The organism is uncultured Shewanella sp., from assembly GCF_947501225.1.
Classification (GTDB): Bacteria; Pseudomonadota; Gammaproteobacteria; order Enterobacterales; family Shewanellaceae; genus Shewanella.
The window spans coordinates 172,363-185,536 of the sequence record NZ_CANMUW010000001.1; the positions used below are offsets into that span (position 1 = coordinate 172,363).

Annotated in this window: 9 protein-coding genes; 5 read left to right on the top strand and 4 right to left on the bottom strand. The window is 47.4% G+C overall.

Annotated elements, in window-relative coordinates; all coding sequences use genetic code 11:
* Window positions 1-430 precede the first annotated feature (430 nt).
* Window positions 431-1,708 (bottom strand): YjiH family protein, encoded by a 1,278-nt coding sequence (locus Q1B47_RS00805; protein ID WP_299787110.1) that lies wholly within the window; start codon window positions 1,706-1,708, stop codon window positions 431-433.
* Between the two features lie 429 nt (window positions 1,709-2,137).
* Complete coding sequence (locus tag Q1B47_RS00810) at window positions 2,138-3,682, bottom strand: PAS domain-containing methyl-accepting chemotaxis protein (protein WP_299787113.1); 1,545 nt, start codon at window positions 3,680-3,682, stop codon at window positions 2,138-2,140.
* Between the two features lie 374 nt (window positions 3,683-4,056).
* Between Q1B47_RS00810 and Q1B47_RS00815 the strand changes: the two genes are divergently transcribed.
* Window positions 4,057-4,752: a hypothetical protein gene (locus Q1B47_RS00815; protein WP_299787116.1), complete on the top strand. Its 696-nt coding sequence runs from the start codon at window positions 4,057-4,059 to the stop codon at window positions 4,750-4,752.
* Window positions 4,753-4,785: 33 nt separating this feature from the next.
* On the opposite strand, the gene Q1B47_RS00820 is transcribed toward Q1B47_RS00815, so the two are convergent.
* A complete protein-coding gene (locus Q1B47_RS00820; RefSeq protein WP_299787119.1) occupies window positions 4,786-5,646 on the bottom strand; it encodes a U32 family peptidase in 861 nt (286 codons plus the stop codon).
* 32 nt (window positions 5,647-5,678) lie between these two features.
* On the bottom strand, window positions 5,679-6,680 hold the full coding sequence (locus Q1B47_RS00825) for a peptidase U32 family protein (protein WP_299787121.1): 1,002 nt from the start codon (window positions 6,678-6,680) through the stop codon (window positions 5,679-5,681).
* Window positions 6,681-6,854: 174 nt separating this feature from the next.
* On the opposite strand from Q1B47_RS00825, the gene Q1B47_RS00830 reads away from it, so the two are divergent.
* The 4 genes from Q1B47_RS00830 (at window position 6,855) to Q1B47_RS00845 (ending at window position 12,981) form a co-directional block, all read left to right on the top strand.
* Window positions 6,855-7,367, top strand: coding sequence for an SCP2 sterol-binding domain-containing protein (locus Q1B47_RS00830; protein WP_299787124.1), 513 nt, complete (start codon window positions 6,855-6,857; stop codon window positions 7,365-7,367).
* A gap of 179 nt (window positions 7,368-7,546) precedes the next feature.
* Window positions 7,547-9,313 (top strand): hydrogenase maturation protein, encoded by a 1,767-nt coding sequence (locus tag Q1B47_RS00835; RefSeq protein WP_299787127.1) that lies wholly within the window; start codon window positions 7,547-7,549, stop codon window positions 9,311-9,313.
* A 312-nt stretch (window positions 9,314-9,625) separates the two neighbouring features.
* Complete coding sequence (locus Q1B47_RS00840; RefSeq protein WP_299787130.1) at window positions 9,626-11,428, top strand: acyl-CoA dehydrogenase; 1,803 nt, start codon at window positions 9,626-9,628, stop codon at window positions 11,426-11,428.
* Between the two features lie 299 nt (window positions 11,429-11,727).
* Entirely contained in the window at window positions 11,728-12,981 is a 1,254-nt protein-coding gene (locus Q1B47_RS00845) for a response regulator (protein WP_299788769.1), read from the top strand.
* The last annotated feature ends 193 nt before the right edge of the window (window positions 12,982-13,174 follow it).

Sequence of the window (13,174 nt, forward strand, 5' to 3'; positions counted from 1 at the left end):
CGCTGAATATTAGTGTCTGTTAAGTCTTTAAGTTTAGAAGTAAATCGTAAAAGTGCGAGGCGGAGTTATACCAATCGGTATAAGAAAGTGCTCAACTCAGAGTTATTTTGGGCTACGTAACTCAAGGCGAATGAGTGAGGGAATCGTGCTCCCTTTTGAACCCATTCAACACAGAAGTAGGTGGCCAAAAACACTCCTGAAAGGCAAGTTTTAGCACTTGTGATACGGCGTTAACGAGCTTAAACGTAGAATAACTATGTTTCTCACTCGTTGCGAGCAACATGGATGTTGTGAATGCCCTTTATGCAGGAGCAATAAAAGGCCTTGCCTCACAAGCGCTAAACTCTCGCTGAGTGACCACACCTTTATACCGATTGGTATGAGTAAAAAAAAGAGTGGCAGTGCCACTCTTTTTTTTGCTGTGTTCAATCTAGAAAACGATGTGAGCAACACCTGCGATGACAGGCAGAGTGACTAAGGTTCTTAAGATGAATACCACGAAAAGCTCGAAGATATTGACCGGAATTTTACTGCCAAGGAGCAGTGCGCCGACCTCACTCATATAGATAAGCTGAGTGACCGACATGGCTGCAATGATAAAACGTGTCATGTCTGACTCAATTGAACTTGCCAGGATTGAAGGTATGAACATATCGGCAAAGCCAACAACTATGGTTTTAGAGGCTTCGGTCGCCTCGGGAACCTGCAACAGCTCGAGTAGCGGGATGAAAGGCATGCCCAGATAATCGAATATTGGCGTGTACTCTGCGATGATCAGTGCCACAGTACCTATTGCCATGACCACAGGTATGACACCGAACACCATATCGATGACATTTTTAAGGCCGTCGATCAGCGTGTGCTTGATTCCACCGGCTTTCGATGCCTTATTGAGTGCCTGATCTAAGCCCCAGGAAAAAACACCATGGCCGGCCGGGATCACCTCGTCATCGGCGTGTCTTGGTGTGTCGTCAATATATTTGTCCTTTTTCCAGCAAAGCGGAGGCAGCTTAGGCACAATGATGGCAGCCATAATACCTGCAAGACATACGGTTAAGTAGAAAGGCACAAACAGGTGCTCAAGCCTTACCTGTGAGATAACGACCAGAGAGAAGGTGATCGAAACGGCCGAAAAGGTGGTGCCAATCACTGCGGCTTCTCTCTGTGTGTAGAAGCGTGACTCATATTGTTTGCTGGTCATCAAGATCCCTACACTACCGTCACCAAGCCAGGAAGCCATACAGTCGATAGCACTGCGGCCCGGCAGGTTGAATACGGGTCTCATGATCTTGGTTAGCATGGTACCGAAAAGTTCTAACAGGCCAAAGTTGAGTAGCAGAGGTAACAACATTCCGGCGAAGATAAATACACAGAACAGTACGGGCAGAAGGTCGTTTAACACCAGGGCTCCTGTATCTCCTGAGCGAATGGCTTCGGGGCCAATATCTGAAAATGTCAGCAAGATAAACACTGCACCCAACACGCGGGTTAATAACCACATAGGTGAGACATTAAGCAGTGAGTTTAAGAAGAGATTGTTCTTGATAACCGTCGGTTTCACCAATTTAGTGATGACAGAGGCAAGAGCGGTGAAAACGACCACGCCGGTCACAATTGCGGTCAATGCATCACCAAGGAAAGCTTGCAGACCTTTAGAAACGATAGCGATAGGAATGGTTATCGCATCCTGATAGCTGATGGGCGTCATAAATAGTAAAAGCCCTATCAATGACGGAATAATAAATGTCAGTATCGTCTTTATGTTATGGGGTTGTTTTTCAGCCACTTTTTTTACTCTAAAATGTCGATTTAGCACAATTGCAACAAGTTTACATGCTATTCAGCTTCAGCGTTTCTCTGAATAGCCATTCAAATTAAGGGGGGCAAGATTACTCCCATAATTAGAGTATGTAAATCCTTTCTGTGACGGTGTTAGTTTGATCATCGCCGGAGAATAGTTATTGCATCTTTTTGATTATTTATATTGTAACTCAATGACAGGATGATGTACTAGCTACTTTTGTGTAAAAAACTTGTTAAAACATGTGGATGCAAATGTTTTTTTCAGTGTGACCCGTTGTACTATTTTCTTTTGATGAGGTAAAACGGCATGAATAGGCTTCATGCCGTGATTAAATTAGCCGAAGGTGTCTCTCATGCTCTTAGCTTTATCGGCATTTATTTTTAAATTTACCACCGAGGCCTCTACGCTATGAACGGCTTGTAAGTTGTCACTGCTTGCCTGGCTAATGGCGTCGATATTGATATTTACCTCATCGATCACCTTCTTTTGCTGATCGGCTGCGATTGAATTTTGCTTTGCCAGTGAATGAATGGTACCTATGGCCTGGTATATGGCGTCGACTTTTATCGCCGAATGTTCGGTGTCAGAGGCGCAGTTTCTAGCCTGTTCCCGGCAGCTGTCCATCTGTGAAGTCCAGTGACTTATCATGGTGAACATCATATCGATACTGGTGGAGATACTACTGGTTGACTGCTGAGTTCTATTTGAAAGGGCTCTCACCTCATCGGCGACAACGGCAAATCCGCGACCCTGTTCCCCGGCCCTTGCAGCTTCTATGGCCGCATTGAGTGCCAATAAGTTTGTCTGTTCGGCGATGGCGTTAATCTCTGACATCTGACTCGCGACCCGTTTAGCCTCCTCGTTTAGCTGATGGGCATTAGCTGCAGCATCGGTGACGGTTTGAGTCAGCTTGCCAATATTGTCGGTGTTTGTCTGCATCATGGTATGGCTATCGAGACAGAGTCCGTAGGTATCTTCTATGCTATGTGATGTGGAGAGGGTGTTATTTGCCACTTCTCCCAGATTTGAGGTCATCTGTTCCATGGCATCTGCCATCTGCTTGACCTGGACACTTTCCTGGCTCAAGCCTGAGTGGGTTTGCTTTGCAGCTATCACAAGTCTATCTGCAATCTGATCGATATGATCGGCATTATCTTGCGCGCGCCCCAAAACCCCCTGTAGCTTGGCTTTTTGCATCATCATCTGAAAGCCCAGCAGTGAAGAGGTGTCATTACCACAATAGATAAAGCGGCTGACTGAGTCGTAATCCCGCTTCATCTTCATCAAGTTAGCCGGTACACGAAATGCCTCGTCATAGAAGATGGCGAGGTTGATCGCCATCAGTACAGCACCGGCTGCGATAACTCCCCAGCCCCAGAGCGCGCCGGCGATAAGCAGGCCGCTGGTTGTGCAGAGCGCCGATAACAGTCGTTTCTGGTTTAAACTCAGGGCGGTATCAATATTTTTCCCATCTTTTAAACGTCTATATAGCCGCTCGGCTTGTCGAATAAGGCTTGGATTGGCCGCAATGCGAACCGATTGATAGCCGATAATCTTACCATTTTCGAACAGGGGCGAGACAAAGGCATCGACCCAATAGAAACGTCCATCCTTACAGCGGTTTTTAACCACGCCACGCCAGGACTGTCCTGACTTGAGCTTACTCCATAGCTCTTCGAAGGCGGCCCGAGGCATATCCGGGTGCCGAACCAGATTATGATTATGGCCGATGAGTTCGGCTTCGCTATAACCTGATATCTCAATGAACTTCTGGTTAGCGTAGGTTATCACTCCATGTTTGTCGGTATTGGAGATCAGTTCGTCTCCATTGAGAAGTTTAACCTCTTCATTGGATAGGTTATCTCTATTTGAGGGCATGGGTATCTCCGTTCAGAACAGCTTAATCTAAAGCAGATTGTTTTTATTTTTTTTGCAATTATACTACTCATGTCACTGTTTTGTTGAGTTTTTGCGTGCTAGGTGTACCATAATTATTTTTTACTCAATGCAAAAAAGTCGATATCACTTTGCGTACGAGTTTTACTTTATCTGTTATCTGAGAAATCTGTGTTTCCTAGTCATTGTGACTGAAAATTTGTTTTTTATGCCGGTGTTAAAGTAGGTTGGTCAGCTAATGATCGGGTTTATCAGGCGGCTCGTAAGGGAGTTGTAAGAAATCTGAGCTAGACCTCGTTAATAAAACCTGCTTCCATATATGTTATTAGCCTACTGTTTTAGTGAACTAAGGGAATATGATAGAGAAGAGTAAAAAGCTAACCAGCCTTGCGTTTAAGTTCGGGGCGCTTGGAATTGTCGGGCTTTTGATTGGCATCATTCTATCTGCCATAGGTTTTCAGGACTTCGAGGGGAATAATTTCAATTTCTTCAACCATACCCTGAGTGAACTTGGTCAGTATGGCCACTCCACTTTTGCGGTGGTGATCAATGGTGGCCTATTCTTCGGCAGTTTAAGCCTGATCTTATATTGCCTCTTCTCGATACAACTGATCGACAGCAAGTTGCTCTACTCTCTGTTTCTCTCCCTTGTTTTTACCTTCATCTCCCTGGCGGCAACAGGACTGTTTCCTGTGAATGTGTATCATCTGCATACCATGGCCATTAAGTACTTTTTCTATTTTGGTACGGTCAGCTCTCTCCTCTACCTTGTGTACCTGTTGATGAAGGGGAGGGTGTTTTATTCTCTATGGAATGCGATCACCGGGCTGCTAACCTTCATCAGCTTTTTAGCTTTTCTGTTACTGTCCCACATGGATTTAGGTTTAATTTCAGGGGATAAGCACTTTTACCAAGAGATGGTGATGCAGTTACCCAGGCCCGATATTTGGTGGCCGGCTACGCTGGAGTGGCTGAGTCTTGCCCTGTTTATGTTGTGGGGGGCAGGCATGGTACGGAGCCTGAGGCATCAAGATGAGGTGGATCAGGTCTAAAGCGACGCTATGCGCCGCCTTAGTGACTCTATCTTAATCCAGCCTGGTAAATCCGGCTTCCTGATGCCAATAGCCGTTGCAGTGAGCGGCAGTTGTTGTCACGGCTTGCGAATCTTGGTTTTCAAATAGTTGCTCAGCCTTTTTGATACATCCCATACCCGATGGTGAGACCCTAAAGTAATCTACTCCCATCTTTCTCATCACATCTATCTCTGGCGAAAGGTCGATACTCGCAGCCGACTGTGTCTGTATTCCGTTTAACCTCAACAGGGGTTGAGACTCCTGGGTTTGGGCCAAGAGCCCCTTGGGATTAGATATGCAGATAGTTTGACACTTATCCTTTGCCAGCCCTTGATGACGGGCGGTAAAGCAGCGTGCAGAGAGCGCAAGAGGGAGGTAACCATGGCCGAAGACCTCTACCTCGAATGCCGGTTTCTCTTCCGAAATCACCGTATTAAGCCAGTTTTTAGAGAGTTCCACGGGCATCACGAACCGCTGCATGCCCCAGGTATGCAGTTTTTTCAAACTGGCCAGGTTGTAGTTATTGACCGTAGGCCCACAGACAAACGGCAGCCCTCTCTCCTTTGCCGCCTGCACTGCTCCCATATCATTGGCTTCGATGATAAATTCGCCATTATCGACCTGGCGCTTCAACTCACTATATTCTGAGGGGGCTTCAAGCAGGGCCAAGGTTGAGATGACGACCTCTTTACCTGACTCTCTCAATATATTGGCTAATTCCATATAGTCTGAAAATTTAACTTCCCGCCTGCGGCTGCATATGGTTTCACCCAGGTAAACCAATGGGATCGAACTATCGGCAACGGATCTGTAAAATTCCATTACCTTATCTTTAGGCCAGCAATAAAGCAGAGGGCCGAGTGATGCTTTCATTTTATTATTCCTGTGTTCGAGCACCGATTTGATCACTGCCAGGTACGTTCATAGGCACCGAGCGTGGTGGTTTGTCCTTCGGATACTTTCGAGAGGGCTCTGTCCCACTCGGCTTGTGTTTGGTAATTCTGAGGATCTCTCAGATAGGTATCGATTGCATTGCGCCACACTCTCGTCACCTGCTCCACATAAGCGGGACTACGCTGTCTGCCCTCAATTTTTAACGAGACAACATTCGCCTTAGCCAGTTCCGGCAACAGGCTCAAGGTGTTGAGGCTGGTCGGGGACTCCAGCAGGTGTGTTGGTGCACTGTCATCTTCGGTGATGTAGCGTCCCTTACAGACGACCGGGTAGCCCATCTGTTCATCTATGCCGGATTTATCGATTAACACCTCATTGAGACGAGTTAACCTGTCTGCTCCCTCCTCCTGCCAACGCACATGTTTTGCCGGAGAGCAAGAGCCACCTGTATTGGGTGACTGACCAGTGACATAGGATGAAAGATGACAGCGCCCCTCGGCCATGATGCAGAGGCTACCAAAGGCAAACACTTCCAGATCGACCGGCGTGACCTTGGCAAGATCTCTCACCTGTTTCATCGAAAGTACCCGTGGTAAAACCGCGCGTTCGATATTGAACTCCTCTTTGTAGAGGGTCAATGCGCCCAGGTTGGTCGCACTGGCCTGCACCGAAAGGTGAAGAGGCAGGTGAGGGTAGCGGCTATGAGCATAATCCAGCAGTGACAAGTCGGCCACAATCAGGGCGTCGACTCCGGTATTGGCCGCAATATCTACAGCTTCATACCACCGCTGCTCTTCGCCGGGTTTGGGGAAGGTGTTGATGGTGAGGAAGATCTTTTTCCCCTGCTTCTTGGTAAATTGCGCCGCCTCTTGCAGCTTCTTAGGGGTAAAGTTCAGTCCCGCGAATGATCTGGCGTTAGTATCATTCTTCAGGCCCAAGTAGACCGCATCTGCACCGGCGTTCAGCGCCGTCTTCAGTGATGCCAAGTTACCTGCTGGACACAGCAGTTCCATATTCGTGCTCCGAAATACTCCCAAAATAAGAAAATGGATTTTAAAAGGGAATGGACATCGAATACTTGATATAAAACATGTTTGCGATCATAAAATTTGGGTAAACTTATTCTCTTTTTTACTCTCCTGTTGTAGGTAGAGCGATGACTTCCTATGTTGAGGAGCGAGATTGATATGCAAACACCATTTCCCGGCAATGTAGCCAATCAGCTGTTAGAGCTGGGTCCTAAGTTAGTTCGCAGACCATTGGCCCTGGTGCCTTTTCGGATAAAGGCGGAGATTCTGGAGCGCTTGCTCGGATTACTTCTCGCTCAGCAAGCCATTGATGAGGAGCTTGATTTTCTACATGATAGTTGGGTCGCCATTCATGTCGAAGATATGGGGCTCGAGTTTGAGGTCAGTTTTGATGGGCGTTGGCAGGTCCGTCAACCTGCTAAAGCCGAGGTGACATTTACCGGTCAATCTAAAGAACTGCTACTGGTGGCTGCCGGTAAAGAGGATCCCGATACCCTGTTCTTTCAACGTAAACTATCTATCGAAGGCGATACTGAGTTGGGGCTGGAGGTTAAGAACCTGCTTCTGGGCATCGAATTCGATACTATGCCGTCTCCCATCAGGCATAGTATAGAGAAGTTAGCGCAGCTTATTCAGCAGCTACAGCTCAAGGCAAATCCTGAAACGGCTTAAGGCTGAACAGTAAAAACGGAACCCATTGGTTCCGTTTTTATTGCGCGCTAACTATGCGATTCATGAGTTAAAAACCGGTATCGGACCTGTTCTACAAATTGTTATGGAAGCGCCTTTAACTCTTTAAAGCCGAAAGTTTTTTCTCTCTTTAAGTCCCATAACTTTTATTCGGAGACCCCATGCGTGTCTTATTATTGGTAACTGCATTTAATGGATTAACCCAGCGTATCTTCGAGCAGTTGAAGTTTCAGGAGCACTCTGTGAGTGTGGTTTTTGGCACATGCGATGATGAAGTTCGCCATGCCGTCAATGAATTTCGCCCGGACCTCATTCTTTGCCCGTTTCTTAAACAGAGGATCGCAGATGATATCTGGAACAAGCACCTGTGTATCATTATTCACCCGGGGATCACCGGCGATCGCGGTCCCTCATCTCTGGATTGGGCCATCATAAATCGAGAGAGTGAGTGGGGGGTGACTGCGTTACAGGCCGACAGCGAGATGGATGCCGGCGATATCTGGTCAACGGGTAACTTTCCGATGCGCCCGGCCTCTAAAGCGAGTATCTATAGGCAGGAGGTGACTAAGATGGCGGCACACCTGGTTAGTGAGATACTCGATCAGTTTTCGCCACAGACGATAGACGGTGAGGTGCGCTGGCTCAACACAGGTTTTACTCCCGAGCCCCTGGATTACTCCCGAGCCGATGTGAGAGGAGAGTTGCGGCCACTGCTTAGGCAGCCCATGAGAGCGATAGATTGGCAAAGAGATAACAGTCAAACCATTTTGGATAAGATCCGCGCCGCAGACAGCTTTCCCGGTGTTCTCGATGAGTTCTGTGGTCTGGAAGTGTATCTCTATGGTGCTCATAGTGAAGGGACACTCAGAGGGAGCAGGCCCAAGCAGATCATAGGTCAACGCCATGGGGCTATCTGTGTTTCCACTATCGATGGCGCCGTGTGGATCAGCCATCTAAAACAGAAAAGAACCGTGTCGGAGCATTTTATAAAATTACCGGCTGCCTGGGTATTGGCTGGGGCTGTCGAGGAGGTACCAGAGCTGGATTTGCCGCTTCTGGCCGATAATGACTCCGATACCTTCTCCGAGATCACATATAGCGAGTCAAACAGGGTCGGCTATCTGTACTTCAATTTTCACAACGGCGCCATGGGCAGTGAGCAGTGCTATCGCTTACTCCAGGCCTATAACGAAGCACTTGAGCGGGATACCAGAGTATTAGTGCTCATGGGCGGCGAGGACTTCTTCTCTAACGGTATCCACCTCAACCATATTGAGGCGGATGAAGATCAAGCCGGGTCATCCTGGACAAACATTAATGCCATAGACGATCTCATTAAAGCCATTGTGGAAACGCGCAGTAAGCTCACCGTTGCCGCACTGAGAAATAATGCCGGGGCAGGAGGGGCTATGATGCCCTTAGCTTGTGACTATGTTTTTGCCCGGGACGGTGTGGTGCTCAATCCTCACTATAGGTCTATGGGGTTATATGGTTCCGAATATTGGACCTATACCCTACCGAAAAGAGTTGGTTTGGAGAAGGCGCTGGAGTTAACCGAATCCTGTCTACCTCTGGGAGCACAGGCGGCTGCCAATATAGGCTTCATCGACACTGTCTTTCCTGAGGAGCCGACCGCCTATCGGTTTGAGTTGCAGAGGCATGTTGAGGAGCTTGCAGCGGAGCATCAGTTTGAGCAACTGCTCGCTAACAAGTGCCAAATGCGGGATCTCGATGAAGCCCTTAAGCCGTTAGCAAGTTATCGTCAGGAGGAGCTGGCTAGAATGGAGGAGTGCTTCTGGGGGGAAGGCTCGCAATATCATGAGAAACGAAGAAATTTTGTCTTTAAGATCGCCTGCGCTGCCACACCTGCTCACCTGATTAATTACTCTGATAAAGAGATCAAAAAACGGCACCTGTTATCTGCTTGATGGGGACATTCGTGACGCAGCCAACATAAAGCCAGCTATCTAAGCTGGCTTTTATCTATATTAAATGGGTTAAGACAATGTGGCTCACAGTTCCTGACACTCCTCCTTGGAGGAGGGAGGACTGGTGGTACGATGTGTTGTTAAGGCCATGTTGAGTTTGTGGGTATTGTTGTTGCGATTGCTCGTGTCGATGATGTTACCGGCTCTTCACCTTTTCCGGTAGGTGTGAATATTATCCCGTGGCCCTTAGTGTTATAACGGATTTCCACTCTAAGGTTATCGAGCAGATAAAAGCAACTGAGAGCAGGTTACATGAAAAAGGCAGAACAACCCAAAGAGCATAATGCCATTAAGGCCGATCTTGCCCCTTCATTCGCAGATTCAGTTTTTGATTCCAGAGAAAACGGCGAGCGAAGAAGCGTCATCCTGAACCCCAAGCTCGAAAGCTATGACCATCTGGATCTGCGCTCGAGAGACTTGATTAAAAAGACGATTGCATTTTTTGAGAGTAGGGGGAAGGCAAGACTCAAAGCCGATGACCATGAGCGAACCTGGTATGCCGACTTTCTCGAGTTTGAGAAGCGGGAGCAACTGTTCGCCACCTTCCTGACCCCCCAAGGCTATGGCGGGGAAGGGTGTCGTTGGGATACCTACCGTAACTGTGCCCTTAACGAAGTATTAGGCTTCTATGGCCTGGCGCATTGGTATACCTGGCAGGTATCGATACTCGGTCTTGGGCCTATCTGGATAAGCAGCAATGAAGCGATGAAGCAAGGTGCGGCGCAACAGCTTAGTGAAGGAGGGATCTTTGCCTTCGGGCTGTCGGAAAAAGAGCATGGCGCCGATATCTACTCCACTGATATGTGCCTTACCCGGCAGGAGGATGGCTCCTACCTGGCCAATGGCAGTAAATATTATATCGGGAACGGCAATAAGGCCGGCTCTGTATCGACATTTGGTAAGCTCAGCGGAACCGACGAGTATGTTTTCTTCGTAGTCGACTCCCGGCACCCTAACTATGAGTTAGTCCAGAATGTGGTCAATTCCCAGAACTACGTCGCCGAATATCGCCTCAATGATTACCCGGTCACGAGCTCGGAAATATTAGCTACCGGCCGTGATGCATGGGATATGGCGCTCAATACCGTTAATGTCGGCAAGTTCAATTTGGGTTGGGCTTCAATCGGTATCTGTTCCCATGCTTATTATGAAGCAATAAATCATGCATCGGCCAGGCGTCTGTTCGACCATTATGTGACCGATTTTGTTCATATTAAGCAGCTGTTTATCGACTCCTATGCCCGTTTGAGTGCCATGAAGTTGTTTGCGCAGCGGGGTGTCGATTACATGCGTTGTGCCAGTCGGGACGATCGCCGATACCTGTTATATACCCCCATGGTAAAGATGAAGGTGACCACACAGGGCGAGGAGGTGATAAACGAACTTTGGGATGTCATTGCTGCCAAAGGTTTTGAAAAGAATATGTATTTTGAGATGGCGGTGAGAGACATCAGAGCGTTGCCTAAGCTTGAGGGTACCGTTCATGTCAACATGGCGTTGATTTTAAAGTTTATGGCCAATTATTTCTTTAACCCGGCAGAGTATCCGGAAACGCCCACTATGGATGAACCGGTTAACGATGACTTCTTGTTTAATCAGGGGGCGACTAAGGGGCTGGGTAAGACCCGTTTTCATGATTACCGTAAGGTCTACAGGGGGTTCGATCTCCCTAATGTGAACATCTTTAAGAAACAGATCCGCTTATTGAAAGTGTTGCTTATGCTGGCGAAACCGACTGAAGAGCAGAGCAAAGATTTCGATTTTCTTCTGTTACTCGGGGAGCTCTTTACTCTGGTGGTTTATGGTCAGCTAATTTTAGAAAACGCCAAGATGAAGTGGGTAGAAGATGACCTTGTAGAGCAGATCTTTGATTTTATGGTGCGTGACTTTTCAAAATTTGCCCTGCAATTAAGCCAAAAAGGCAGTGCTACGTTTGCGCAACAGGTGATATGTAAAAGAATGATTAAGCGTCCGGCTGTCGATGAGGCGCGTAATACCCGGATCTGGGAAAATTATGTCTATAGCATGAAAGATCAGTATGAGATGAATCCATAACCACCCTCCGGCGCCTCCCTGCTTCATGGCTGCCTGAGGGGAGGAGTATTGTGAAAGGACGATTACCAAGGTTTAGGCTATATTTACTGGAAGCACATGGCGCGCCGGGTAACGTAGTGAATTTGAGAGTGATAGCCGGACTTTAGGGGGAATGGTGCCTATCGGTTCTCTCCGTCTCCTTTACCTTCGTAAGGCTACACTGCAAAGCTTTTGCTGCCGTAATGAGCTGAACTTCTCTGAGGGGCTAATTGCACTCAAATGAATGAAACGGGTTTTCAGGGAGCGAGAGCGTGAAAGGAATGCTGGTCGTTGAGGATAATAAAGCCATAGCCACGGTTATCGGGCATATCGGTAAATCGTTAGGTTTTCACGTCACTATTGCACACTCCTTTTCTGAAGTGAAAAAGCTTCTGGTTAGTCATCAGAAGTTTTTTGTCGCTTCTGTAGATTATGGTCTTCCCGATGCTACCGAGGGGGAGGTCATTCCCTATGTGCTGGATCATGGTATCCCCAGCGTGGTCATGACCGGACGGATGAATGACAAGATACATCAGAAGTTATTGAATCTGCCTATCATAGATTACATTACCAAGGAGAACTCTCAAGCCTACCATTACCTGTTGAGGGTATTGCATGGTCAGTTAACCAATCATACAACAGGTGTATTAGTGGTCGATGATTCGCTCTCTGTGAGAAGCTATGTTTGCAGCCTGTTAAAGCGGCGCAACTTTACCGTTTTTGAGGCATCCGATGGTGGTAGCGCGTTGCAGCTTCTGAAAGATAATAGCGAGATAAAACTGTTGCTCACGGATCAGGAGATGCCGGGAATGACGGGAATCGAGTTGGTGCAGACAATACGCAAACGTTATACGGAAAGGGACCTGATTATCATCGGCTATTCGGGGATCGATCGGGTCTACCAGTCTGCTCGCTTTATCAAGAGTGGTGCCGATGATTACCTGAAGAAACCTTTCTGTCCCGAGGAGTTCTATTGCCGGATTTTCAAAAATATTGAGCAGCTGCATTATATCGAAGAGATAAAGATGGCGGCTAATGTCGACTACTTGACCTCGCTATCGAATCGGCGTTACTTCATCGACCAGATGAGTGAACAGTTTTCCGAGATGTTGGAAAGTGAGAGTAATCACCTGTTGGCTCTTTTTCATGTGGATGACTTCATATCTATTAATGAGGAGTTTGGGCATAGTGCGGGGGATCAGGTGCTGATCGAGTTTGCCAGCTTGCTGAGCAACCACTACAACGGAGAGTTGTTGGCAAGGTTTGGTGGCGCTGAGTTTGCCTGTCTTATTTCGGGTGACGATTTTTCTAAGAACGAAGCGAACTTGATGGCGTTTCAAGAGAGTGTCAGTAAACATTCCACCACTTTTGAAGGCAGGAGTATCAACTTTTCTGTGAGTGTCGGCGGAACCATTATCTGTGAGCAATCATCGGTGGGCCAATGCCTCGAGCAGTCCGATGAGGCCCTGCAGAAGGCGCAGGGGGGAGGAGCAAATCAGATGATCCTCAATGGCTTCATCGAGCTTGCCGAATAGGGAGAGATTAATTACAGATTTTTAAATCTGCTTTAGTAAAGCGAGAGCTATCCGGCTGCGCAGATATATTTAGATATAAGGCAGCGTTTCTTGTAGTTTCTCTTTTAACTTACTGAGTTGTAGGATTAAACTCTCTCTGTTGCTTTCATGCTTACATATTTTACCCTTCAGAAAAAAGCTTATCCCCCTATGC